The sequence below is a fragment of the Palleronia abyssalis genome (assembly GCF_900302445.1).
GTDB lineage: Bacteria > Pseudomonadota > Alphaproteobacteria > Rhodobacterales > Rhodobacteraceae > Palleronia > Palleronia abyssalis.
This window is the reverse complement of record NZ_ONZF01000001.1, coordinates 22854-47635: the sequence shown is the minus strand read 5'-3', so window position 1 is coordinate 47635 and position 24782 is coordinate 22854. Positions and strand designations below refer to the sequence as shown.

Below are 24782 nucleotides of genomic sequence, written 5' to 3'. Positions count from 1 at the left end.
ATCCTGTGGCGCATGGATATTACACTGATCGGAGCGCCGCTGGATTGCGGCAAGACGCGCGCGGGCTGCCTGATGGGTCCCGATGCCTACAGGGTGGCCGGGATCGCGGAAACCTTGCGCGGGCTGGGGCACGGGGTAACCGATTTCGGCAACGTCGATCCCGGCCAAGACTGGACCATGGAGGGGCCCGATCATCTGGTCCACCCAGGTGCCGTCGCGGCCTGGACCGATGCCCTGATGCGCCGGGGACGCGAGATTGGTGGGATGCCGATCTTCCTGGGCGGCGATCATGCGCTGGCGCTCGGCTCGGTCGCGGGAATGGCGGCGCGGGCGGCGGACCGGGGGCGCGATCTTTTCGTCATCTGGCTGGACGCGCACAGCGATTTCCACACGCCCCTGACGACCGACTCAGGAAACCTGCACGGAACGCCGGTCGCGTATTTCACTGGTCAGGACGGGTTCGCCGGGTTTCCCGATCTGCCCCACCCTGTCGATCTGGCCAATATCTGCATGATGGGCCTGCGCTCGGTCGACCCGGGCGAACGGGACCGCCTGGCCGCGACCCAAGCTCGGCTGCACGACATGCGCGGCATTGACGAAACCGGGTTCGCCCCGCCCTTGCGGGATTTTCTGGCGCAGGTCGCAGCCGCGGGCGATGTGGATTTGCACGTGTCGCTGGACGTGGATTTCCTGGATCCCTCCATCGCCCCCGCGGTCGGCACCACAGTTCCCGCCGGTGCGACCTTTCGCGAAGCCCATCTGGTGATGGAGATGCTGTCGGAATCGGGCCTCGTCACCTCGCTGGACCTGGTCGAGCTGAACCCCGCGCTGGACGAACGTGGCCGAACGGCCAGGCTGATGGTCGAACTGACTGCGTCGCTTCTGGGCAAGCGGGTCTTCGACCGGCCCACGCGCAGTTTCGGGTGATCAGACCCGGGGCGCGGGCGGAATGGAATAGGTCAACGACGCGCGGGCGACCGGGGCCGTATCCCCGTCCGAATGGATCAGGACATCCCCCACCGCCAGAACGCGACCCAGCTTCAGCAGCCTAGTTTCGGCGATCAAGTCCGTCGACGCCTTCGGCTTGCGCATGAAATCGACAGAACAGTTCGTCGTCACGGCCAAGGCCACCGGTCCCAGGCGCGACAGGATCATCAGGTAAAGACTGACATCGGCCAGCGCGAAGATCGACGGGCCGGACACAGTGCCCCCGGGTCTGAGGTGCTGCTCGCCGACATTCAAGCGCACGCGGATCGCGGTTTCCTCGATCTTCTCGACCGTGAAATCCCGGGCGACCTGGGGAAAGGCCTGGGCCAGAAAGTCCTGAAGGGCGGGGATATCCATCGCGGGCATGGCGGCTCCTGTCGTTTTCGGCGACTATGGCGATGCGCCAAGTCGGGGTCTAGAACGGATGCAGGGAGGATTTGCCATGCTGACACGGGAAGACACGGGCGCGGTCGCGAGACTGACGATGAACGCGCCAGAACGGTTGAACGCCCTGTCGGACGAGATGCTGACTGCGTTGGCCGATACCTTCGCGGACCTCGAAGATGATACCGCGATCCGCGCGGTCGTTCTGGCCGGGGCAGGTCGCGCGTTCTGCGCCGGCCACGATCTGAAGCAGATGCAGGCCAAACGGCAGGACGAAGACCACGGCGCCGCGGCGTGGCACGACCTGTTCGTCCGATGCTCGGCCGTGATGCAGCAGATCCAGCGCGTCCCCCAGCCCGTCATCGCCGAAGTGCACGGCGTCGCGGCCGCCGCAGGATGTCAGCTTGTGGCGTCCTGCGACATGGCGGTCGCGGCCGTGGGGACGCGGTTCGGCGTGAACGGCGTGAATATCGGGGTGTTCTGCTCGACCCCGATGGTCGCCCTGTCGCGGGTCATGCCCCGCAAACGCGTGTTTGAGATGCTGACCACCGGTCGCCTGATCGAGGCCGAGGAGGCGCTGGATCTGGGCCTGGTCAACCGCGTGGTTCCGGCCGACGCCCTTGCGGACGCGACCATGGAGCTGGCGCAGACTGTGGCCGGCAAACTGGGCTCGGCCGTGCGCGTCGGAAAGCGTGCGTTCTATGACCAGGCGGAGATGCCTCTGGCCGCGGCCTACGAGCACACGGGCAAGGTCATGGTTCAGAACATGCTCGATGCCGACACCGATGAGGGGATCACAGCGTTTCTGGACAAGCGCCCGCCGGGATGGTCGCAGGATTGAATGTCCAGAGCGTGTTGCGTCTAATCGGTTTCGTATCCGGCGACTTTGAAGAACTGGTAGCACTCTTCCTCGGTGAAGAGAGCGCGGACTTGCCCGACCGCTTGCCATAGAGCGTCATAGGTTCTGGCGACGGCTCTCCGGATCGGCGTCTTGAACTTCGCGAACGCCATCTAGGAGGGGTTCAGATCCGAGCTGTAGCGCCTTTTGGGGATCATTCGGTGATCTTGGCCATGTTCGCCTTGAGCGGCGTCTCATCGTGAAACCAAGGCGCGTCAGCGCGTAGAGCAGAACTATTGGCGTCGTGTGATCCAGATGTGGCGCGCCTGCCGGATCTCAGGCCGCTCTGCTCGACAGCTTGCGCCTCTTTTTCGTGGTCCAGCAAAAGACTGGGCGAAGGAAAAACCGCCAGACCGAGAAACGGTGAATGGCGATCCCGCGGTAATCTGCCGGTTCTACGACCACGGCGTTCGGTTCCGGATCGGGCTTTGCACCATCCGCGCGTTGATCAGGTCTCGCATCCCAACCGGTTTGCCATGCTACCCACCTGTCATGCAGGTAAGAAACTCAGATAAAGCCAGCGGTGAAACCTGAAACGTGAAAGCAGAAATACGCTCTATAACCGCAGAAGCTGATCGACCGTTTCAGGAAGCGTATCGGACATGGCGTGCGGCTCGGTCATCGCGGTCCCATAGGGCTGTGTGCGTTTCACGTACCCCGAAATAAGCCCCGCGGACATTGCCCCCTGGCAATCCCAGGCATGGCAAGCGACCAGCGCCATCTCGCCGGGTGCGACGTGCATCTGGTTTGCCGCGTAGGTGTAAACTTGCGCGCGCGGCTTCCAAACGCCGATTTCGTCGATCGAAATCGTCCGCGTCACCAGATCACCCAGTGCATTGCGGTCCAACAGGGTCCGCGTCACATCCGGGTTCCCGTTCGTCAGGCATAGAATGGGGACCCCTTCCCCCTGCAAACGCTCGAACGTCGGGCGCACGTCCCCATGGGCGTCGAGCTGCGAAAAGCCGTCGAACAGTGTGTTGTGCCGATCTTCCGGTACGCCCATTTGCGTCAGTGTCGAAGAGGCGACCTCTTTGAACGGACGGTACACCCCACAGGTATCCAGTGCGAACGCGTCTCGCAGCAAGGACGCGAAGAATGGCTCGAGGTCGCTTTTGGACAGACCGATCCGGGCAAGCCGTGCACGAAGTGGATCGAGCGGGAACAGCGTCTCGATCACGTCGAAGGCGATCACGCGTGGGGCGGGCATGGCAATCCTTTCAGGCTTTGCCGCCCAACGGATAATTCCACGCCCGGTTCGCAGACCTCAGGCGAATTTCGCGTCGCGGGCGGACTTGAGCCGCGCGAAATCGTCGCCTGCGTGATAGCTGGACCGGGTCAGTGGCGTGGCTGAGACCATCAGGAACCCCTTGCCCCACGCCGTCTTCTCGTAGCTCGCGAATTCCTCGGGGGTGATATAGCGGTCCACCGCATGATGGCGCGACGTCGGCTGGAGATATTGGCCAATGGTGATGAAGTCGACGTCCGCGGCCCGCATGTCGTCCATCACCTGGTGCACGGCCTGCCGGGCCTCGCCCAGCCCGACCATGATTCCAGACTTGGTGAACATCGTCGGGTCGAGCTCTTTTACGCGCTGCAGGATACGCAGCGAGTGGAAATACCGTGCGCCGGGCCGCACCTCTGGATAAAGGCCGGGGACCGTTTCAAGGTTATGGTTGAACACGTCGGGGCGTGCCTCGACAACGGTCTCCAACGCATCGGGGCCGCAACGCAGGAAGTCGGGCGTCAGAACCTCGATCGTGGTTCCAGGTGATTGTTTGCGGGTGGCGCGAATGGTCTGTGCAATATGCGCAGCCCCCCCGTCGTCCACGTCATCGCGGTCCACGCTGGTGATGACGACGTGGTTCAGCCCCAGCTTCTTTACCGCATCGGCCACGCGGCCCGGCTCGAACACGTCCAGCGCGTCGGGACGCCCCGTCGCCACGTTGCAGAAGGTGCAGCCGCGTGTGCAGATCTCGCCCATGATCATCATCGTGGCGTGACCCTGCGACCAGCATTCGCCCACGTTCGGGCAGCCGGCTTCCTCGCAGACCGTCGTCAGTTTATGCTCGCGCATGATCTCGCGCGTGGCCTTGTAGCCTTCGCCCGATGGGGCCTTGACCCGGATCCAGTCGGGCTTCTTCACCCGCGGCGTCTCCGGGCGGTGGGCTTTTTCGGGGTGGCGTTCGGCCGGCATCTTCAGATCGCGGGGCATGGGATCCTCCTGCTTTGACCTGCAGATAAACGCCCTGCGCCGCGAAGTCCACGGAATGCGGCCATGCGTCCGGCGAGGATCAGATGCCGAACTCGACCTTGATCTCGTGCCCTGGCGCTTCGCCGCCCCGCTCGATTTCTCCGTCGACGCTTTCGACGGCACTGTCGATGATGGCGAAGCCCAAACCATTGCCCGGGGCCTGCCCTGAAAAACCGATGCCGTCATCGCGACAGGTCAGTACGAACGTCCCCGGCGTGGTCTGACGGCCACTGATCTCGATATGACCTGCGCGGTCGTCCGGGAACGCATGCTTGAAGCTGTTCGTGGTGAATTCGTTCACGATGATCGCAAGGCTGCCCGCATGGCGCGCCGAAATGTTCACATCAGCGCATTCGAGCGAGATCGTCACCCGCTCGGGCGCGGAAGAGCGAATGAGATCGATAACCGAGGCCAGGAACCCCGAAAGACCGACCTTCCGATCATTGCCGATGCGGTAAAGCTCGGAGTTCAGCGCGGCCACCGTGTCGATCCGGCGCGATACGATCTCCAGCGCTTCGCGGGCCTCCGTGCTGGTGACACGGCGGGCCTGCAACCGCGTCAGAGAGGCCACCGACTGGAGCGAGTTCTTGACCCGGTGATCCACTTCACGGCGCATCAGATCGGCGCGCCGCAAGGCCCGCCGGAGGTCCAGCTGCGCCATCACTTGCTTGGCCATCACAACCAGCAGCATTCTTTGGTCGTCATTCAGATCGCGGGGTTCGGGATCGAGCATGGTAAGCGTGCCGATCACCCGCCCGTTCCCGGCGCGAAGCGGCGCGGCGGCGTAGAAGCGGAACCCCTCGATCCCGTTGCACACGGCCAAATCCCGCGTCCGCTGGTCCGCTTGGGTGTCGGGAATGACCGTCACGCCGGTTTCCGACAGCACATGGGCACAGATCGTCTCGTCCAGCGGAAGTTCGGAAATCTTCATTCCGATATTGAGGACGTATCTCTGGCGGTCGTCCCCGAACAGGGTAATGGTTCCCGTCTTCACTTCGCACATGCGAACAGCCAGGGTCACAATATCGTTCAGCGAACTCAGATCCACTGAATCGGACAGGCCATACTGGCGTAGCAAGGTTCGTCTGGCGCGTACTGATTCAGGGGTGAACATCAGGCAAACATATCCATCTTTGCCCTGCCGGTAGCAAGAAAACCTGCAAGCCTCCACCCCTATCGCGGATCGGGCGGGAAGCGACTGAAAATGCGCCGTTCCACCCAACCCATGCAGCTGCTTTCAGCCGATAAGGCCACCACCCGCGACGCTCTCCCGCTCGAAATGGCGCGCCAGCCGTTCGAGGGCGATCCGCAGGACGATCTTGCCCGACCGTGCAGCCCATCCCATCCGCTTCTCGACGGACTCAAGGCCTTCGAGCTGGCAGCATACCCGCAGCACGATATCACCAAGACCCGGACCCAAATCTGCGAGTGCCGCGGCCAGCCGGGCCTGCGCACCCTCTGCCCCGCGCAAGGATCCGTCGGAAGGGACAGAAGCGGTCAGAAGCGCCTCCCACCCGCCTTCCGGCACTGATCCCATCGAGGCGATCTCGAACTCTTCTCTCAACCGTTCGCCGGCGCGTACCATATCGGGGGCCAGAAACCGCGAACCGTCGCGGTCCCGGCGCCGGGCCAGCATGGACAACGGGCTTTCCGCTACGGTCGGGCGACCGCGGCGATCGTCCGCATCCTCGTCGGACGAAGCGCGGGCCTTCTCGTTCTCGCTCGCGGCCAGCAGGGTCTTGAGCGCAGTTCGCCCCGCCGTCGTGATCCTGTACCGCAATACCCGGCCGGACGCTGTGCACGCGATCCAGTCGCGCAAGGCCATCGACTCGGCGATGATGCTGTCCACGGTGCCCGTACGGATTGTGTTTCCGTCCTCGCCTTCGCGGACGATCACGGCCTTCTCCATTCCTTCGGCCACGGCAAGGCAGGCCCCGGGTTCGACCAGACGGCGCAGGACCCTGCGCGCCTCGTCGTCGATTGCTGTGGTGTCGGGCCAGTCGTTTGCGGTCGTCAAGGCGGTCATCTGCGGCGTTTCCATATCTGCACCTCTGGGGTGTTTCGATCCCTCACACTGTTTCCCTAATCTGGACAATGCGAGATCAATGAGAGGGTCGTCGCGACGTTGTTCGCAGCGCCGGACCTGGCGCAGAACCGTCGAGGCATGACATCCCGCATGCCTGGCGAGGGAGCGGATAGAGCGCCCCTCAACGGTGTGAGCCAGGTAAAACCTGATGTATTCCGGCACTGTATCGGCAGGGCGTTCAGCCCCGGACGACAGGTATGACATCGTGCGCCTTCCCCATTGTTGTCGCAGGCGGCCGCCATTCTGGACAGGCCGCGGTGATCCGCGGCATTACCAATGGGTATCTATTGTTGACGTCTAGTTAACGACCAACCTGCCTGACAAAGAAAAGCCACATTCTGTTAACCGAGAGTCGCGGATGCGTACGTTGCTTGGGTGAATGCGGCAACGCGGCGGTAAAACGTGGCAAAAGGATGGCGTTGTTCAGAAAAAGGAAACACGCCATGAGCGCTATCGACTTCTCCCTTGCCGGTCTCCGCCGCCCTCGCCTGTTGGTCAGTGCGGCCCGGTTCGGTCTCGGGACATATCGCAGGGAAGCTGTCCTGCCGCGCTTGCTCGACGGTTCCGTGCCGCTGCCCGGGCGCACGTCTCTTCGCGGCCTGGCACGGCTCGAGTCGGAACTGGAGGCAGGACGCAAAGAAGGGCGCGCGACCTATTCGATCGCGGCCCATGTCGAATGCCTTACGGCGCTTATGGCCGAGGCGCAGCTTTTGAATGCGACCGCAAACGCGGTCAGCTGAAGGCGTCGGGCATTTCGGACTTGCGTCCGGCAACATAGTCTTCAAGCCGCCCGGCGATATCGGGGTCCAGACCAGGCTGCTGGTAGTCGTTCAGCAGCTTCTCGACCCTGATTTCCGCCAGTCGCGCAGTATCCCGCCCACCCTCTTCGGACCAAGTCTCGAACGGCTTGTAGTCGAACAGTTGCGATCGCCAGAACGCGTCCTTGAAATGCGCCTGTGTATGGGCGCAGCCTAGGAAATGGCCGCCGGGACCGACCTCACGCAAGGCATCCATGGCTTGGCCGGCTTCGCTCATGTCCACGCCCTTCGCGATGGTATGCAGCACGCCGAGCTGGTCGGCGTCCATCACGAATTTCTCCATCGAGGCGACGAGGCCACCTTCCAGCCAGCCGCAAGCATGAAGCATGAAGTTCACGCCAGACAGCAATCCCATGTTGAGCGAGTTCGACGTCTCGTACGCGGCCTGCGCGTCCGGCAGTTTCGACCCCGTGAACGATCCCGCCGAGCGGTAGGGCAAGCCGAGCCGACGCATCAGTTGCCCGGCCCCGTAGGTAATCAAAGACGCTTCGGGTGTTCCGAACGTCGGCGCACCTGAATTCATGTCGATCGAGGTGACGAACGCCCCGCCGATCACGGGCGCGCCCGGGCGAATCATCTGTGAATAAGCGACGCCGGTCATGACTTCGGCGAGCACCTGCGTCAGCGTTCCGGCAACAGTGACCGGGGCCATTGCCCCGCCGACGATGAACGGCGACACGATGCAGGCCTGCATGTTTTCCGCGTAGACCTCCAAGGCGCCCATCATGGTGGCATCGAAGGTCAGCGGAGAGTTCACGTTGATGAGAGACGTCATCACCGTGTTCTCGGTCGCGAACGCGTCGCCGAACAGGATCTTGCACATGTCGACCGAATCCTGCGCGCGGCTGGGTTCGGTGACAGACCCCATGAAGGGCTTGTCCGACAGGGTCATGTGCGCCAGCAACATGTCGAAATGGCGCTTGTTGACCGCAATATCCGTCGGCTCGCACACCGTTCCGCCGGAATGGTGGAGCCATTTCGACATGTAACCAAGGCGGACAAAATTGCGGAAATCATCGATCGTCGCATACCGACGTCCGCCCTCGCGGTCGCGCACGAAAGGGGGGCCATAGACTGGCGCCAAGATCAGGTTGCGCCCGCCGATCTCGACCGAACGTTCCGGATTGCGCGCATGTTGGGTGAAGCTGCCGGGTGCTGTCTGGCAAAGCTTGCGGGCTAAACCCTTGGGCATCCGGACCCGGTCGCCCTGCACGTCGGCCCCCACCTCGCGCCAGCGATCCAGCGCGGCGGGGTTTTCCGAAAAGACGACGCCGACCTCTTCCAGCAACGTCTCCGCGTTGGCCTCGATGATCTCGAGCGCCTCCTCGTTCAGGATCTCGAAGTTCGGGATGTTGCGCTCGATATAGCGGGCGGCCTCGATCCGGACCGCCGTCCGCTCGGCCCGGCGCGCGGCACCGCCGCCCGTGCCCCTGCTCCGCTTGCGTGTCGCCGTATCGCTCATGGTGCCCCCTGCGTCGAACTTCACGCACACGTATCCGCTTCACCGCCCCTGTCGTCGCTCGTTTACGCCGCCTTGCGCCGAAAACCGACATGCCCTCGCGCTTGCGCGCGTGCGCGCCCGGCGCTATCGCGCGAGATATGACCGACGTGCCCATAGCCCCCGCCCACCAGGCCCCGCACCAGAAGCTGCTGATCATCGATTTCGGCAGCCAGGTGACGCAACTGATCGCGCGCCGCCTGCGCGAACTCAGCGTCTATTGCGAGATACATCCCTTCAACGCCGTGGACGACGCGTTCCTTGACGCATTCGCGCCGCGGGCCGTGATCCTGTCCGGCGGACCGGCAAGCGTGCCGGATGCGGGATCGCCCAAGCCCCCGCAGAAGGTCTTCGAGCTGGGCGTGCCGGTTCTGGGCATCTGCTACGGCCAGCAAGTGATGATGCACATGCTGGGCGGCGAGGTCGTGCGCACGGCCGGATCGGCCGAGTTCGGCCGCGCGTTCATCGAACCCACCGAGAATCGGCTGGAGCTTCTGAAGGGCTGGTTCCACACCGGGCGCGAGCAGGTCTGGATGAGCCACGGCGATCACGTCTCGCGCCTGGCGGCGGGCTTCGTGCCTTTCGCAACATCCAGCGGCGCGCCCTATGCCGTGGTGGCCGACCCCGACCGCCGATTCTTCGGCATGCAGTTCCACCCCGAGGTGCACCACACCCCGAACGGCCCAGGCCTTTTTGCCAACTTCTGTGCGCTGGCGGGGTTCACGGGCGATTGGACCATGGGGGCCTACCGCGAGCAGGCCGTGCGGGCGATCCGCGATCAGGTCGGCGACGGCAAGGTGATCTGTGCGCTGTCGGGTGGGGTCGATTCCAGCGTCGCGGCCGTGCTGATCCACGAGGCGATCGGCGATCAGCTCACCTGCGTCTTCGTAGACCACGGCCTTCTGCGCAAGAACGAGGCCGAGGAGGTCGTGGGCATGTTCCGCGACCACATGAACTTGCCGTTGATCCATGCCGACGAAGCGGACCTGTTCCTGAACGCTCTCGAAGGGGTCAGCGACCCCGAGATCAAGCGCAAGACCATTGGCGGGCTGTTCATCGACGTGTTCGAGAAGTACGCCAAGGAGATCGGTGGCGCGGATTTCCTGGCACAGGGGACGCTGTACCCTGACGTGATCGAGTCGGTTTCGTTCTCCGGCGGCCCAAGTGTTACCATCAAGAGCCACCACAACGTCGGCGGCCTGCCTGAGAAGATGGGCATGAAGCTGGTCGAACCTCTACGCGAGCTTTTCAAGGACGAGGTCCGTGCCCTGGGGCGCGAGCTTGGCCTGCCTGACCGGTTCATCGGCCGCCACCCCTTCCCCGGCCCCGGACTTGCGATCCGCTGCCCCGGTGCGATCACGCGCGAAAAGCTTGATATCCTCCGCGAGGCCGATGCGATCTATATCGACCAGATCCGCAAGCATGGCCTTTATGACGATATCTGGCAGGCCTTCGTCGCCTTGTTGCCAGTGCGGACCGTGGGCGTGATGGGCGACGGGCGGACATACGACTATGCCTGTGCCCTGCGTGCGGTGGGCAGTGTGGACGGCATGACCGCCGATTATTATCCTTTCACGCATGATTTCCTGGGCGAGACGGCGACCAGGATCATCAACAACGTTCGCGGCATCAACCGCGTGACGTATGACATCACCTCGAAGCCTCCGGGAACGATCGAATGGGAATAACGCCTCTTCACGGAACGGTGTAGCCGCTGCGGTGTTGCCCCTGCGAACCTAACGGAAGGCAGGATCATGGCGTCCAACGGAGACTTCGACTGGGCAGTGCCCGTAATGCGCTTGGGCTATGCCGGCCGAGCGCTCGTTTATCTTGCTGTGGCGGGCGTTTCACTGCAATCGCTGTTTTCCGGCGGTAGCGCCGAAGGCACGTCCTCGGTGTTCAAGACGCTTGAGACATCAACATGGGGAACGGTGGTGCTGTTCGTAATCTTTATGGGCATGGTGTGCTATGCGGCCTGGCGGTTGATCGACGCCGCGTGGGATCTTGAATGCTACGGATCGGACGGTGAAGGGATCGTCGCACGGTTGGGCATGTGCATCACCGGAGCGATCCACCTGGGGCTGGGCATCGGTGCGGCGCTTCTGATCTTCACCGGAAGCTCGGGCAGCGGTGAACAAAGCACGTTCTCGAAAGCCGCCGAAGCGGTGTTGTCGTGGCCGGCGGGACGCTGGATTCTCGGAATAGCCGGCGTCCTGACCATTGGCGCAGGGCTGTATTACGGCAAGAAAGCATATGAGCGGGCTTACCGCAAACACCTTCGCGGCAACGAGGTGACGCGCAACTGGGATGTCCTTCTGCGTATCGGGGTCGCGGCGCAAGGCTTCGTCGTCGCCATGATCGGCTTCTTCATCCTCTACGCGGCGTGGACCTATTCGCCGGATCAGGCCGGCGGGATGGGCGAAGTGTTTTCCTGGCTCTCTGGACAGGCCTATGGACAGATCCTGGTGATCGCGCTCTGCATCGGCCTTCTGTGCTTCGCGCTCTTCTGTGCAGTGAACGCAGTTTACCGGATCGTGCCGCGCGCATCCGATCCGGATATCGAAACCTTGGCTGCGAAGTTCAGCTGAACGACGCCTATTGTCCCAGGATCGCGGTCACATAGGCCGCGGTCTCGGCATAGGGCGGAACGCCACCGTGCTTTTGCACTGCACCGGGGCCGGCATTGTAGGCCGCAAGCGCCAAGCGCCAGTCCCCGAAAGCCCGATACTGCTGCGCAAGATAACGCGCGCCACCATCCAGGTTCTGGATCGGGTCGTTCGGATCCACCCTCAGAAGCCGCGCTGTGTCGGGCATCAGCTGCGCAAGACCGATGGCGCCCTTGTGGCTGACCGCACCCGGATTCCATCCTGATTCCCGCGTAACGAGGTTCACGAAGATCGCTTCTGGAATGCCGTGTCGCTTTGCCGCCTGCTTTGCGGGGGTCAGGAACGTCCCGCGATAACTCGTCCGCGCGACAACGGGCGCAGAGACGACCGTGGTCTTTCGTTCCGGCCCTTCCTTGATGATCGGCTGAAGGCGGGTCGATCCCTCGTATTGCGACGCGGCCCTTCCGTCGATCACGTTGAGCTTCGAGGCGAATCCCGATGCGCTCTTGGAGCCGAACAGCGTTTCAGCCCCACTGGCGACCGGCATGAATGCAAGTGCCGCCGCAACGGTCAGTCGGATCATGGTGTCCCCCCTCCTGTCCGATCGTCGGCGGAAGCCTACCGGGGGCGCCTTCGTTTTGCCAGCCCCGACACAATCGGCTGTTAAACTCCCCGCCGACCTATGTCAGCTTGCGCCGACACGCGAATCGAGAAGGAGCGAACCATGGCCGGATCCGTCAACAAGGTAATCCTGATCGGGAACCTGGGCCGCGACCCTGAAACGCGGACGTTCTCGAACGGGGGCAAGGTTTGCAATCTGCGAATCGCGACGTCCGAGAACTGGAAAGACCGCAACACGGGCGAACGGCGCGAGCGGACTGAATGGCACTCGGTGGCGATCTTCTCCGAACCGCTGGCGCGCGTGGCCGAGCAATACCTGAAAAAGGGCTCGAAGGTTTATATCGAAGGCCAGCTCGAAACCCGCAAATGGCAGGATCAAAGCGGCCAGGATCGCTATTCGACCGAGGTCGTGCTGCGCCCCTACACCTCGACGCTGACGATGCTCGACGGGCGCGGTGAAGGCGGCGGTGGTGGTGGCAGCGGCTATGACGACCGTGGCTCATCCGGTGGTTACGGCGGCGGTAGCAGCGGCGGCGGCGGTAGCAGCGGCGGCGGCGGAGATGAGCGCGGTGGCGGTGGCGGCTATTCGGATATGGACGACGAGATCCCGTTCTGAGGATTACCCGTCGATCAGGTCAGCCGCGATCAGTCCACGCAGCGAATTTCCGACAAACACCTCGCCGGACATCAGGTCCGGCGGGCGAAGGGCGCGCTCGACCGCCCGTCCATCGTCCAGAAGTGTCTTCCGCAGGATCCCCGGCAGCGCCCCCGACTCCACCGGGGGCGTAAGCAGACGGCCATCGCGTGCAAGAAAGATGTTGGTGATAGCCCCTTCGCAAACCTCCCCCCGGTCGTTGAGGAACACCACCTCATCCGTCCCCTCGGGCATCGCGGCACGCGCCGCGTCGTAGATATTGCGATGCGTCGTCTTAACGCGACGCCACGGATCGCCCGCGACGACCCCCGTCGCCAGTCGGACGCGCCATCGCGACGCCCCCGGGGCAAGCGGGGAGGTTTCCAGGTCGACCTGTCCATCCAGGCCCACCGTCAGCCGCGCGCGCAGATCTGCCCCCCCCCAACAGGCCTGCGACAGACGATCCCCGGCACGACCGACATCGAACGGAACACCGAAGGTCGCGCAGGTCCTTGCCAGCCGTGCCAGATGCGCGTCCCCGCGCACCGGGCCGTCCGGGGCAAGGCGCAGGGTCTCGATGATTTTCAGGCCGGGGGGAGGGTCGCGAAACGGGCTTTCCACAATGCCTCCTCATATTCGCCGGCACCGGTCGAATCATGCACGACCCCGCCCCCGACATTCAGGCGCGCCGTTCCGTCTGGCCAGACGGTGACGGTTCGGATTGCGACCCCCATCCGCATCGCGCCATCGGGCGCGATCCACCCAACCGCGCCGCAATAGGCGCCGCGGGGGCTTTCCTCGACCTCGCGAATGATCTGCATGGCCCGGATTTTCGGGGCCCCGGTAATCGATCCGCAGGGGAACAGCGCCCGGAAGATCTCGGCAAGACCGATCCGCGGCAGAAGCATCCCCTCGACGTCCGACACCATCTGGTGAACCGTCGCATAAGTCTCCACATGGAACAGCCGCGGCACCCGGACAGAGCCGATGCGGCAGATACGGCTGATGTCGTTGCGCAGAAGATCGACGATCATCAGGTTCTCGGCGCGGTTCTTCTCGCTCTGGGCCAAGTCGGATTTCAGGATCGCATCCTCTTCGGCCGTCATGCCGCGGGGCGCGGTGCCTTTCATGGGCCGCGTCAGAATGCGTCCATCCGGCTGGATATCGAAGAACAACTCGGGCGAGCGACACAGGATGGCAGCCCCGCCCAGTTCGACCAGCGCCCCATGGCTAACAGGCTGACGGCGTTTCAGCGCGGCGTAAAGGTCGGCCGGCGTCCCGGTCGCCCACGCGGTCAGCGGAAAGGTCAGGTTCGCCTGATAGATGTCACCTGCGGCGATGTAATTCTGCACCCGCTCGAACGCCTGAGCATAGCGCTCGGCGGTCCAGACCGGGGCGATGTCGTCCAGCCCGGCCGGACCGGGATCGTGTTGCGGCGCAGGCTCGGGCCCGTCGAACACGCCGAACGCCAGAAGCGGCAGATCGCGCCCCTCGGGCAGCAACGGCGACAGCTTGCGCGAGAAGGCATACCCCAGCTCGTAACTGGCATAGCCCGCCAGCCAGAGCCCGTCGGCTCTCGCCTCCTCCAACGCCGCCAACGCGTCGTCAATCTGCGACGGCTCCCACGCCTCGATCAGGCGCGTCGGTGCTGCGAACCGCGTCGGGCCCAGAGGACCGTCGTCGAAGGTAACGTGGTGCATCACCGCTGGGCAAGCGCGTCCGCAAGAACGGACCGGATCGCATCGGCGGGCGCGTCCGCCGTGACGAAGGCATCCCCGATTCCGCGCGCCAGGATCAGGCGCAGCTGTCCATCGACCACCTTCTTGTCCTGCGCCATGAGGTCCAGAAGCCCGTCTGCATCAGGCAGATCGCCGGGGATGTCCCGTAGGTCCCGCCGTGTCCCCATCGCCGCAAGATGGGCGCGAACGCGGCTCGGATCCTCCTGCGCGCACAGGCCCAGACGCGCCGACAGCTCGAACGCCAGGGCGCATCCGATGGCGACCCCTTCGCCGTGGAGCAGCCGGTCGGAATACCCCGTCGCCGCCTCGATCGCGTGGCAGAAGGTATGGCCAAGGTTCAAAAGCGCGCGGTCGCCCTGTTCGGTCTCGTCCCTGACCACGATGTCGGACTTCATCTGGACCGAACGCCGCACGGCCTCGGCCCGGAGCGTCGGATCCCCCTCGGCCAGCGCCGGTCCGTTCTCCTCCAGCCAGGCGAAGAACGCGGCATCGCCCAGCAATCCGTATTTCACCACCTCGCCGTACCCGGCTAGGAAATCCCGGGGCGTCAGCGTGCCAAGGCAATCGATATCGGCCAGCACGAGGCTGGGCTGGTGGAAAGCGCCGATCAGGTTCTTGCCCGCGCGAGCATTCACGCCGGTCTTGCCCCCGACCGAACTGTCGACCTGCGCCAGAAGCGATGTCGGAATTTGCACGAATCGCACGCCCCGGCGCAGGATCGCGGCCGCGAATCCCGCCAGATCGCCGATCACGCCGCCACCCAGCGCAATGATGATATCCCGACGTTCGATGCGTTCAGCCAGCAGCCATTCGACCGTTCGCCCAAGATCGTCCCAGTTCTTGGTCGCCTCGCCGGCGGGAAGTCTGAGGGTCGAATGTGCGATATCCTGTTCTGTCAGCGCCGCCTCCAAGGCGGGCAAATGATGCCGGGAAACCGTTTCGTCGGTGACGATCGCCACCCGGGGGCGATGCAGAAGCGGTCCGATCAACGTGCCCGCGCGCTGCAAAAGCCCGGCACCGATGAGGACGTCGTAGGCACGTGCGCCAAGATCGACCTGAACCTTATCCATTACGCCATCTCCAAGACATCGGGCCGCGTGGCGATGACGTCGATCGTCTTCTGGGCCATCCTCTCGACTGACATCTCAGCCTCGGATTCAACTGTCAGATCCGCCATCGCGTAGATCGGATCACGCTGTTCGATCAATTTCATCAGGGCGGCTTTCGGATCGGGGGTTCTAAGAAGGGGACGGGTGTCCTTGTGCCGGACCCGGGCCCACAGAATCTCGGGGGCCGCCTTGATCCACAGCGCGACACCGCGTTCGGTAATCGTCGCGCGGTTGCCGGCGGCCATGTAAGCGCCGCCGCCCGTCGACAGGATACAAGGCTGCCCATCCAGCAGACGCGTCAGGACCTGGCTTTCCTTTTGACGGAAGAACGGCTCGCCCCACCGTTCGAAAATCCCCGCGATGCTTTCATTCGCGGCCCGCTCGATCTCGGCATCCGAGTCGAGGAACGGCACCCCGAGACTTCGCGCGACGGCCGAGCCGATCGCGGTCTTTCCCGCGCCCATCATCCCGACCATGCAAACTGTTTTCTTCAGACGGCGCATGGGTTCAGCGTGGTCTCGCTCACTCGTGGGAAAACGGGCCCTGAATGGCGTGATCTTGCGCGAAAGACCAGCTATAAACCGCTTACATCCCGCCGGAGACGCGGGGACAGGTGGCGGGGCAAGACGGCAAGCGATGTTCAAACTTTTGAAATTCCTGATCATTCTCGCGTTTCTTGGATTCGTCGGGCTGGTCGGGTTCGCGTATCTGGGCAATCTCGATCCCGAACAGGAAGACGTCAGGATACCCGTCAATCTCAATGATTAAGCAGGTTCGATCGCGCGCGCGCTGCGGCTTCCTGGCGCTGGTGTGCTGCGCCGGCCCGGTTGCGGCGCAGCAACCTTTGGCCGCGCTCGACTGGCTGTCGGACACCGTGTCGGTCCCACCCCCGGCACCGCCCATCGCCGAACAACCGGCCGTAACCGATTCGGCCCGTCCGGGTCGGATCGTAGTCCGCCCCCTGGATCGGCCGATCCCCGACCTCATCGGCCTGACGGATCCTGCGGATCGCGGCCTGCACGGGGATTTGTGGGCCGAGTCCGAGGCTTCGACGCTGATCCGGCAGGTGCAAGAGATGCGGCCCCCCAGTCTGCCGTCGATGCAGAAACTGCTCCACGACGTTCTGACGGTGCGGGCCACGCCACCGCGCGACAGCGCGATGGGCCAGGCGTTCTATCTGGCCCGTCTGGACGCGTTGCTGGCTTTGGGGCGGTTCGGGTCCGCGCGCGAGATGATGACGCTGGCGGGGTATCAGGACCCCGAGATCTTCCGCCGCTGGTTCGATCTGACCATTCTGACGGGGTCCGAGACGCAGGCCTGCCAGCGCATGCGCGACCTGCCCGAAATCACGCCCACCTATCCCGCCCGCATCTTCTGCCTGGCCCGGTCCGGGGATTGGCATGCGGCCGCCGTGACGCTGGAGACGGCGCGCGCCCTTGGTGTCGTCACATTGGCCGAGACAGAACGCCTGACTCGCTTCCTCGACGCGCACAGCCAGCCCGGGTTGCTGCCGCCGCCGGCCACCCCGTCGCCACTGGATTTCCTGCTCTACGAGGCGATTGGCGAGCCGTTGCGCACCCCCTCCCTGCCACTGCCATTCGCCCATGCCGACCTGCGCCCGATCACGGGCTGGATGGCCCGCATCGAGGCCGCCGAGCGATTGGCCCGGTACGGCGCCGTGGCGCCTGGCGATCTTTGGTCGATCTACGACGAACGTAAACCCGCCGCCTCTGGGCTGCCGTGGGACAGGGTTGCCGCCGCGCGCGAGGTCGCGCGTGCGTTGCGGGCAAACGATGCCGATGCGCTGTCCGACGCCCTGCCCCGCGCCTGGGACCTGATGTCCGAGGCTCACCTTCTTCCCGCGCTGGCAAAAATGGTCGGCGCGAAAGTGGCTGAATTGAAAATGGAGGGGCGCGCGGGCCGTATCGCAACGCGCCTAGCGCTTCTGGCAGGCCACAGTGCCGACAGCCCCGATCCGTCACTGGCTGCGCTTGTCGAACGGCGGGACCTTCCCGAGGACCAGCGCGATCCGCGACTTGCGGCCATCGCGGCGGGATTGGCGGAAGACATACCCCAAAGCGTATCAGCCCTGATCGAACAGAACCGGACCGGCGAAGCGCTGTTGCATGCCGTGCGCCTGGTCGAGGCCGGGGCCGGCAACAACCTTGACGCGCTGACCGACGGTCTTTCGATCTTGTCGGCCACGGGCCTGCGCGACACGGCCTTCCGCGCCGCGATCGAACTCGTCGTGATGGACGCGGCACAATGACACTCGGTCGACAAATTTCCAGCTTCATCGATGCCCGCGCGGCCGAGGCCGGTGCGGCTGAAAACACGCGCCTCGCGTATATGCGCGACCTCAGCGATTTCGGGACCTGGATGGGCGGGCGCGATCTGCCCGATATCGACCGTTCGGATATCGAGGGTTATCTGCTCCACTGCACCGATCAGGGGCTGGCCGTCTCGACCCGCGCACGGCGTCTGTCCGCCATCAAGGGCCTGTTCCGGTTCGCCTATGAAGAAGGCTGGCGGACGGACAATCCTGCGCTGCGGATCAAGGGTCCGGGGCGCGAGAAGCGACTGCCCAAGACACTTGAAGTGGAAGAGGTCGACCGCCTGATCGACGCCGCCCGCCGAACCGGACGAGCCGAAGCGGACAAGGTGCGCAACGCCTGCCTTCTGGAAATCCTCTATGCCACCGGAATGCGGGTGACCGAGCTTGTCTCCCTTCCCGTGGCGGCCGCGCGCGGCGATCCGCGTATGCTGTTGATCCGCGGCAAGGGCGGCAAGGAACGGGTCGTGCCTCTGACCGACGGGGCGCGGACGGCCCTGACGACATGGTTGACGATCCGCGACGGGACCGACGATGCGAAGGCACCATCGCGCTTTCTGTTCCCCTCGCGCGGGAAGGCCGGCCATCTGACGCGCCACCGGTTCTTCCAACTGATCAAGGAGATCGCGCTGGAAGCTGGCCTCGATCCCGCGAAGGTCACGCCCCATACCCTGCGCCACGCGTTCGCCACCCACCTCCTGGCCGGAGGCGCCGACCTGATGGCGATTCAGGCGCTTCTGGGCCACGCCGACGTCGCAACGACAGAGATCTACACCCACGTCCTGGACCAGCGCCTGCAGGAACTGGTTCTTCAACATCACCCGCTTGCAAAAGGCTGACTTGTCAGCCCCGGCCCTGCGCCCCATAACGCTGGATCATGGACCCCTCTTCTAGCATATTCGACGCGGCCTTCTGGACCTCGGTGGGCGCGATCCTTTTCCTCCTGATGTGCTCGGCCTTCTTCTCGGGCTCCGAGACGGCGCTGACGGCGGCATCGCGCGGCAAGCTGCGTTCGCAGGCCGATCGCGGCTCCAAATCGGCCGAGCGCGCGCTCAAGATCACCGAGGACAGCGAGCGTCTGATCGGCTCGGTTCTGCTGGGCAACAACCTCGTCAACATTCTGGCCACATCGCTGGCGACGGCCCTGTTCACCCGGATGCTTGGGGAAAGCGGCGTGGCTTTCGCGACCCTCATCATGACACTTCTGGTCCTGATCTTCGCCGAGGTTCTGCCCAAGACCTACGCCATCACCAACGCCGAGACGGCAGCGGCGCGTGTGTCGGGACCTATCGCCATCGTCGTTCGCCTGTTCGCCCCCGTTGTCGGCGCGGTGCGGGCGCTGGTGCGATTGATCCTGCGCCTGTTCGGCGTGCAGACCGATCCCGACAGCCAGATCCTGGCCATCCGCGAAGAGATCGAGGGTGCGCTGAACCTGGGCCATTCCGAGGGCGTCGTCGAAAAGGAAGACCGCGACCGCATTCTCGGCGCGCTCGACCTGGCCGAGCGGACGGTGGAGGAGATCATGCTCCACCGCTCGAAGATCGAGATGTTGAACGCCGACGATCCCACGGCCGAGCTTCTGCGCCAGTGCCTTGAAAGCCCGCACACCCGCCTGCCCGTCTATCGCGAAAAGCACGAGAACATCATCGGCGTGATCCACGCGAAAGATCTGTTGCGGGCGATATATGCCCGCCGGGCGGCCGCGGCGAGCGGTGAGGACCTGGCCGATTTCGACATCGGCGACGTGGTGATGCCCCCCTATTTCGTCCCCGAGGTCACCACCCTGGACGACCAGATGCGCGAATTCCTGCGCCGCCATACGCATTTCGCGCTGGTTGTGGACGAATACGGCGCGCTGCAGGGCCTCATTACGCTGGAGGACATCCTCGAGGAGATCGTGGGCGAGATCACAGACGAATTCGACCTCGACGCGGAAGCCCCCTATCGCCGCACCGAAGCTGGCGACTGGATCGTGGATGGGGGCATGACGATCCGCGACCTGAATCGCGCGGCCGAATGGCAGCTTCCGGACGAGGAAGCGAACACCGTCGCCGGGTTGGTCATTCACGAAGCGCAGACGATCCCGACCCAGGGACAGGTGTTCAGCTTTCATGGCTTCAGGTTCGAGGTGATGCAAAGGGTGGACAACCGCATTACCCGCCTCAAGATCCGTCCCTTGTGACGCACCCGTATCTCGACGTTCCCCACCCCATCGCCTTTGCCCATCGCGGCGCGGCCGAGAGCTGCTGCGAGAACGCCGCCGAGGCCATCCAATGCGCCGTCGATCTGGGCTACGACTATGTCGAGACGGACGTGCAGGCGACTTCGGACGGGGTCGCGGTTCTGTTCCACGACGATACGACGGACCGGCTGCTGGGCCGTCCCGGGTGTATCCGGGAGCTGAGCTGGGCCGAGTTGTCGCGCATGGACCTGGTCGGCGGGGGCCGCGTTGCACGGCTGGATCAGGTTTTGGCGGATCACCCGAACCTGCGGCTGAACATCGACGCCAAGACCGACGACGTCGTTAGGCCGATGGGCGACGCGATCAAAGGTTCGCTGGACCGCGTTCTGGCCGCATCCTTCAAGTTCCACCGCACCAAGCAGCTTCTGGACCGGTTCGGACAACGCCTGTGCTGGTCCCCGTCCCTGGGAGGCGCCGCCCGCGTCTGGCTTCGCGGATGGCGGGTGCCTGCCGGGGGTGCGCAGGTCCCCTGCGTTCAGGTCTCGACCAAATTCAAGGGCATACCGGTGGTAACGACGCGGTTCCTTCGTGCAGCCCATGCGACCGGGACGAAGGTCCACGTCTGGACGGTGGACGATCCGCAGGAGATGACGGACCTGCTAGACCTTGGCGTCGATGGCCTGATGACGGACTGTCCAAGGGAATTGCGCCAGGTCATGCAGGAACGCGGAGCGTGGCCGACACTTCGTCGGGCTGTGAACCCTGAGGGCCCCGGTCCGCATTGAGGGTAAAAGAACAGGACTCCGATACCATGCATCTTCCCTACGCCACCAACGGCGATCTGACGCTCCGCATCGCCCGCGACCCCTACCGCACGGTATCGCGGATCGCGGGCAAGCTCGAAGCGGATGCCTTCCACGGCAAGCTCATGCTGGCGGACACGGTTTTCCTGACCGGACCGGACTGCGCGCGGGTGTTCTATGGCGAAGGAATGATCCGCGCCGGTGCCGCGCCGTCTTTCCTGAAAATGACGCTGTTCGGCGATAGCGGTATCCAGTCGCTGGACGAGGCGGAACACGAAAAGCGTAAGGCCATGTTCATGTCCTTCATGGACAAGGGCGCGCCGGACCGCATCGCAGCGCAGGTGGCAAAGGCGCTGGACGATCTGGCCCGAAAGAGCCCGGATCGGCTGTGCGTGCAGGACGAGATGGAGCGTATCCTGACCCGCGTTGCCTGCGACTTCGCGGGCGTTCCGTTGTCCGAAGATGACGTAGAGGGTCGAACCCGAATGCTGTCGGCCCTGTTCGAACACGCGGCCCCGATCCGCCCGACCTTCCTGGCCGCCGTGGCGAACCGCAAGCGCGCAAACACATGGGCGGCAAACCTGATATCCGGCGCCCGGTCCGGCGCGATCACGCCGCCGCGCGGATCCGCGCTGGAGGAGATCGCATCTTACCGCACGGTCGACGGCGCACCCCTGTCGCGGGAGGTGGCCGCCGTGGAACTGGTCAACGTGGTGCGGCCCATCGTTGCCGTCTCGTGCTATTTGACCTTCTGCGCCCATGCCGTTGCCACCAACGAAAACGGGTGGGAGGCCGTGCACGACCGCCCCCAATCCTTCGTGCAAGAGGTGCGCCGACACTATCCTTTCTTTCCCCTCGTCGCCGCGAAGACCGGCAGGGAGCTGGATATCGGCGGAGAGACCATCGCACCCGATACGCGCGTCGTTCTCGACCTGTACGGCACGAACCATGATGCCCGCCTGTGGGACGATCCGATGATGTTCCGCCCGCGCCGGTTCGATGACCGAAAGATCGACCCGTTCGACCTGATCCCCCAGGGCGGTGGAGATCATCACGCGGGCCACCGCTGCGCCGGGGAATGGGTTACGATCGCCATCATGCGCGCGTTCACCGACTGGCTGACGCGAATCGACTACCGCCGCCCAAAGCAGGACCTGGACCTGGCCATGTCGCGCCTGCCGGCGCTGCCCGAAAGCCGGATGATCTGGGAAAACGTCTCCCTGCGTCAGCCCGCGTAGATCGCCCCGAACTTCGCTTCGAGATAGTCGAGCAAAGGCCCCTCGTCCGGCTCGGATCCGGTCGCCCGGGCGATCACCTCACGCGGGCGGTAAAGCCCGCCGTAAACCTGTACATGGTCCCGCAGCCAATTGGTCGCAGGTGTCGGATCGCCCTGCGCTAGATGATCGTCCAGATCGGGGATCGCGTCCCGGATCGCGGCGTTCAGGCACCCAGCATAGACATTGCCCAGCGTGTAGGTCGGGAAGTAGCCAAACAGGCCCACCGACCAGTGCACGTCCTGAAGGCATCCTTTCGAGGCGCTGGGCGGGAGGTATCCGAAATCATCCTCGAACCGCGCGTTCCACGCGTCTTCAAGATCCCGCGGGGCAAGGTCACCCGAAATCATTCTGCGTTCCAAATCGAAACGCAGCAGGACGTGCAGGTTGTACTGAACCTCGTCGGACTCGGTCCGGATGAAGCCCTTGTGCAGGCGGTTCACGGTTCCATAGAACGCATCGCGATCCATGCCGAGGTCGCCGAACTGGTCCGCCATCTGACCGTGAAGCCAGCCGGTGAAAGCAGAACAGCGGCCCAGCTGGTTCTCGTACAGACGGGACTGGCTTTCGTGGACCCCCATCGACACGCCCTGCCCCAACGGGGTGAACAGGTAAGCCGGGTCGATATTCTGCTCGTAGCAGGCGTGGCCGACCTCGTGGATCGTGGAATAAAGGCAATTGAACGGATCGGCCGGATCGGTCCGGGTCGTGATGCGCACGTCCATCCCGCTGCCCGAACTGAACGGATGCACCGCCCGGTCGATCCGCCCCCGGTCCAGATCGTACCCGAACGCGACCGCAAGCTTGCGGGACAACAGAAGCTGGCGTTCGGTGTCGAAGGTACCATCCAGCGCGGCCGGCTGGCGCGTCGCGCCCAGGCATCGGTCGCGCAGCGCGATCAGGCGCGGGCGCAGGGCGTCGAACATGGCAGACAGGGTGTCGCCAGTCGCGCCCGGCTCGTAGTCGTCCAGCAGCGCGTCGTAGGGATCGCCGCCCCCCGACAAGGCCGCTGCCTCTTCCCTCTTCAACTCCACGATCCGGGTCAGGATCGGCGCGAAGGCCGCGAAATCGTCCGCTTCCCGCGCTTCCGCCCATTTGCCCTGCGCGACCGAGGTTTCGCGCGCCAGGGCCTGCGCCAGCCGGGCCGGGACGCGTGCAGCGCGTTCGAAACTGCGCCGTATATGCCGCAGGTTGGCTTCGCCGGCGGGATCGGACGCATCTGCCTTCTCCAGCCAATCACCGATCCGCGGATCGGTGCGCCGGGCGTGCAGCATACCCTCGAGCACGCCAAGCTCCTCGCCGCGCTGTTCGGCCGCGCCGCGGGGCATCATCGTTTCCTGGTCCCAGCCTAGCCGACCGGCGATCTGACCCAACACTTCGGTCTCGCGCTGGTGGTCCATCAGCGCTTCATACGGGGTCATGCGGACCTCACGGATTGCTGGGCGGGATAAGCGTTCTGGTGCCGCGCACGGATGACTAGCACCCAAAGCGCGACTGCCCCCAATTGGTGCAGGATCGCCAGATGCCACGGCGCGGAATACATGACGGTGACAATCCCCAGGACCATCTGCAGGACCAGAATTCCCAGCACGCCGTGATAGGCGGCACGGGTCTTGCGGTAGGACGACCGGCGGGCGCGGATGAATACGAAGATGCCGAACAGGAACAGCACATATCCCGACATCCGGTGCATGAACTGGACCAGACCGTCATTCTCGAAGAAGTTGCGCCAAACGGGCTGTATCTGCAGCGGATCGGGCGGCAGGAAGCCACCCGCCATCAGCGGCCAGTCAATATAGTTGCGCCCGGCGTCAATCCCCGCGACCAGCGCGCCCAGAAGAACCTGAAGGAACGTCAGCCCGATCGCCCATCCGCCCAGCGTCATCAATTGCGGCTCGCGCCCGCGACGTGCCTGGATCAAAGCCGCCTCGGGGCGCGAAAGTTGCAGGGCGAACCACGTGATGAGGCCAAGGATCACGAAGGCCAGTCCCAGATGGGTCGCAAGGCGATAGGACGCGACGTCCAGCATGTCGTTCCCCAGGCCCGAAGACACCATCCACCACCCGATGGCACCTTGAAGCCCACCCAGCACACCCAGTCCCAAAAGGCGGCCTGTCCAGCCGGGCGGGATCTTTCGGGCCACAAGGAACCCGACGAAGCCCAGGGCCCAGACGAGCCCGATGACCCGGCCCAATTGACGGTGGCCCCATTCCCACCAGTAGATCTCCTTGAACTCGGCCATGGTCATGTCGCGGTTCTGAATCTGGAATTCGGGAATCCCTTGGTATTTCTCGAACTCCGCCTGCCAATCGGCTGCGCCCATGGGCGGGATCGAGCCGGTCACGGGGCGCCATTCGGTGATCGACAACCCGCTGTCGGTCAGACGGGTCAGCCCGCCAACGGCAATCATCGCAACCACGAGGGCGAACAGCACGATCAACCACGCCCGGACGGCCTTACGCGCGCCTTTGGGCCGGGCGTCGATCATCCCGCCTTTGGTCGCACCACGCGCCGCCGTGTCCGAGCCGACCTCCTCGAAAATGGAGCGTTTTTCGGCCAT

General features: G+C 64.3%; 25 protein-coding genes. 12 read left to right on the top strand and 13 right to left on the bottom strand.

Annotated features, from left to right (window positions below; genetic code table 11):
- The first annotated feature begins 12 nt into the window (after nt 1-12).
- Nucleotides 13-927 (top strand): arginase, encoded by a 915-nt coding sequence (gene rocF / locus PAA8504_RS00250; protein ID WP_108892174.1) that lies wholly within the window; start codon nt 13-15, stop codon nt 925-927.
- Here rocF and PAA8504_RS00245 read toward each other — a convergent pair whose 3' ends face one another.
- Nucleotides 928-1353, bottom strand: a complete 426-nt coding sequence (locus PAA8504_RS00245; RefSeq protein WP_245897472.1) for a PaaI family thioesterase — start codon at nt 1351-1353, stop codon at nt 928-930.
- 76 nt (nt 1354-1429) lie between these two features.
- On the opposite strand from PAA8504_RS00245, the gene PAA8504_RS00240 reads away from it, so the two are divergent.
- Complete coding sequence (locus tag PAA8504_RS00240; RefSeq protein ID WP_245897471.1) at nt 1430-2212, top strand: enoyl-CoA hydratase; 783 nt, start codon at nt 1430-1432, stop codon at nt 2210-2212.
- Nucleotides 2213-2825: 613 nt separating this feature from the next.
- On the opposite strand, the gene PAA8504_RS00235 is transcribed toward PAA8504_RS00240, so the two are convergent.
- From PAA8504_RS00235 to PAA8504_RS00220, 4 genes are all read right to left on the bottom strand, one after another.
- Nucleotides 2826-3476 carry an HAD family hydrolase gene (locus PAA8504_RS00235; protein WP_108892173.1) on the bottom strand — a complete coding sequence of 217 codons (651 nt, stop codon included), beginning with the start codon at nt 3474-3476 and terminating at the stop codon, nt 2826-2828.
- Nucleotides 3477-3533: 57 nt separating this feature from the next.
- Nucleotides 3534-4481 carry a lipoyl synthase gene (lipA, locus tag PAA8504_RS00230; protein ID WP_108892172.1) on the bottom strand — a complete coding sequence of 316 codons (948 nt, stop codon included), beginning with the start codon at nt 4479-4481 and terminating at the stop codon, nt 3534-3536.
- A gap of 79 nt (nt 4482-4560) precedes the next feature.
- The gene (locus PAA8504_RS00225; protein ID WP_181375648.1) at nt 4561-5598 is read right to left on the bottom strand and encodes a histidine kinase dimerization/phosphoacceptor domain -containing protein; all 1038 of its coding nucleotides are present in this window, start codon (nt 5596-5598) and stop codon (nt 4561-4563) included.
- Between the two features lie 159 nt (nt 5599-5757).
- On the bottom strand, nt 5758-6546 hold the full coding sequence (locus tag PAA8504_RS00220; RefSeq protein WP_306419508.1) for a DUF6456 domain-containing protein: 789 nt from the start codon (nt 6544-6546) through the stop codon (nt 5758-5760).
- Between the two features lie 503 nt (nt 6547-7049).
- Between PAA8504_RS00220 and PAA8504_RS00215 the strand changes: the two genes are divergently transcribed.
- The gene (locus PAA8504_RS00215) at nt 7050-7346 is read left to right on the top strand and encodes a DUF6477 family protein (protein WP_108892169.1); all 297 of its coding nucleotides are present in this window, start codon (nt 7050-7052) and stop codon (nt 7344-7346) included.
- Here PAA8504_RS00215 and PAA8504_RS00210 read toward each other — a convergent pair.
- Nucleotides 7339-8886 (bottom strand): trimethylamine methyltransferase family protein, encoded by a 1548-nt coding sequence (locus PAA8504_RS00210; protein WP_108892772.1) that lies wholly within the window; start codon nt 8884-8886, stop codon nt 7339-7341. The genes PAA8504_RS00215 and PAA8504_RS00210 overlap by 8 nt on opposite strands.
- A 137-nt stretch (nt 8887-9023) precedes the next feature.
- On the opposite strand from PAA8504_RS00210, the gene guaA reads away from it, so the two are divergent.
- Entirely contained in the window at nt 9024-10610 is a 1587-nt protein-coding gene (gene guaA / locus PAA8504_RS00205) for a glutamine-hydrolyzing GMP synthase (RefSeq protein WP_108892771.1), read from the top strand.
- Between the two features lie 66 nt (nt 10611-10676).
- Nucleotides 10677-11510, top strand: a complete 834-nt coding sequence (locus tag PAA8504_RS00200) for a DUF1206 domain-containing protein (RefSeq protein WP_108892168.1) — start codon at nt 10677-10679, stop codon at nt 11508-11510.
- A gap of 7 nt (nt 11511-11517) precedes the next feature.
- Here PAA8504_RS00200 and PAA8504_RS00195 read toward each other — a convergent pair whose 3' ends face one another.
- Nucleotides 11518-12111: a lytic transglycosylase domain-containing protein gene (locus tag PAA8504_RS00195; protein ID WP_108892167.1), complete on the bottom strand. Its 594-nt coding sequence runs from the start codon at nt 12109-12111 to the stop codon at nt 11518-11520.
- 141 nt (nt 12112-12252) lie between these two features.
- On the opposite strand from PAA8504_RS00195, the gene ssb reads away from it, so the two are divergent.
- Nucleotides 12253-12765 (top strand): single-stranded DNA-binding protein, encoded by a 513-nt coding sequence (gene ssb, locus PAA8504_RS00190; protein WP_108892166.1) that lies wholly within the window; start codon nt 12253-12255, stop codon nt 12763-12765.
- A 3-nt stretch (nt 12766-12768) separates the two neighbouring features.
- Here the strand turns inward: ssb and PAA8504_RS00185 are convergent, their stop codons facing one another.
- From PAA8504_RS00185 to PAA8504_RS00170, 4 genes are read right to left on the bottom strand one after another with little or no spacing between them, the layout of a single operon-like run.
- Nucleotides 12769-13404 (bottom strand): aminotransferase class IV, encoded by a 636-nt coding sequence (locus PAA8504_RS00185; protein WP_108892165.1) that lies wholly within the window; start codon nt 13402-13404, stop codon nt 12769-12771.
- Nucleotides 13368-14483 (bottom strand): aminodeoxychorismate synthase component I, encoded by a 1116-nt coding sequence (locus tag PAA8504_RS00180; RefSeq protein ID WP_108892164.1) that lies wholly within the window; start codon nt 14481-14483, stop codon nt 13368-13370. The genes PAA8504_RS00185 and PAA8504_RS00180 overlap by 37 nt, the downstream gene beginning before the upstream one ends.
- Nucleotides 14483-15592: a 3-dehydroquinate synthase gene (gene aroB / locus PAA8504_RS00175; protein WP_108892163.1), complete on the bottom strand. Its 1110-nt coding sequence runs from the start codon at nt 15590-15592 to the stop codon at nt 14483-14485. Before aroB ends, PAA8504_RS00180 begins: the two co-directional genes overlap by 1 nt.
- Nucleotides 15592-16188 (bottom strand): shikimate kinase, encoded by a 597-nt coding sequence (locus PAA8504_RS00170; protein WP_370739670.1) that lies wholly within the window; start codon nt 16186-16188, stop codon nt 15592-15594. Before PAA8504_RS00170 ends, aroB begins: the two co-directional genes overlap by 1 nt.
- A 79-nt stretch (nt 16189-16267) precedes the next feature.
- On the opposite strand from PAA8504_RS00170, the gene PAA8504_RS22665 reads away from it, so the two are divergent.
- From PAA8504_RS22665 to PAA8504_RS00145, 6 genes are read left to right on the top strand one after another with little or no spacing between them, the layout of a single operon-like run.
- Entirely contained in the window at nt 16268-16399 is a 132-nt protein-coding gene (locus PAA8504_RS22665; protein WP_281259927.1) for a hypothetical protein, read from the top strand.
- Complete coding sequence (locus PAA8504_RS00165; protein ID WP_108892161.1) at nt 16392-17900, top strand: hypothetical protein; 1509 nt, start codon at nt 16392-16394, stop codon at nt 17898-17900. Before PAA8504_RS22665 ends, PAA8504_RS00165 begins: the two co-directional genes overlap by 8 nt.
- A complete protein-coding gene (locus tag PAA8504_RS00160; protein WP_108892160.1) occupies nt 17897-18802 on the top strand; it encodes a site-specific tyrosine recombinase XerD in 906 nt (301 codons plus the stop codon). Before PAA8504_RS00165 ends, PAA8504_RS00160 begins: the two co-directional genes overlap by 4 nt.
- Before the next feature lie 38 nt (nt 18803-18840).
- Nucleotides 18841-20145 (top strand): HlyC/CorC family transporter, encoded by a 1305-nt coding sequence (locus PAA8504_RS00155; RefSeq protein ID WP_108892159.1) that lies wholly within the window; start codon nt 18841-18843, stop codon nt 20143-20145.
- Nucleotides 20142-20930, top strand: coding sequence for a glycerophosphodiester phosphodiesterase family protein (locus PAA8504_RS00150; RefSeq protein WP_108892158.1), 789 nt, complete (start codon nt 20142-20144; stop codon nt 20928-20930). The genes PAA8504_RS00155 and PAA8504_RS00150 overlap by 4 nt, the downstream gene beginning before the upstream one ends.
- A gap of 26 nt (nt 20931-20956) precedes the next feature.
- Nucleotides 20957-22186, top strand: coding sequence for a cytochrome P450 (locus PAA8504_RS00145; protein WP_108892157.1), 1230 nt, complete (start codon nt 20957-20959; stop codon nt 22184-22186).
- Here the strand turns inward: PAA8504_RS00145 and PAA8504_RS00140 are convergent.
- Together PAA8504_RS00140 and ctaA are read right to left on the bottom strand one after the other, a co-directional pair.
- Complete coding sequence (locus PAA8504_RS00140; RefSeq protein WP_108892156.1) at nt 22174-23643, bottom strand: carboxypeptidase M32; 1470 nt, start codon at nt 23641-23643, stop codon at nt 22174-22176. The genes PAA8504_RS00145 and PAA8504_RS00140 overlap by 13 nt on opposite strands.
- Nucleotides 23640-24782, bottom strand: a complete 1143-nt coding sequence (gene ctaA / locus PAA8504_RS00135; protein ID WP_108892155.1) for a heme A synthase — start codon at nt 24780-24782, stop codon at nt 23640-23642. The genes PAA8504_RS00140 and ctaA overlap by 4 nt, the downstream gene beginning before the upstream one ends.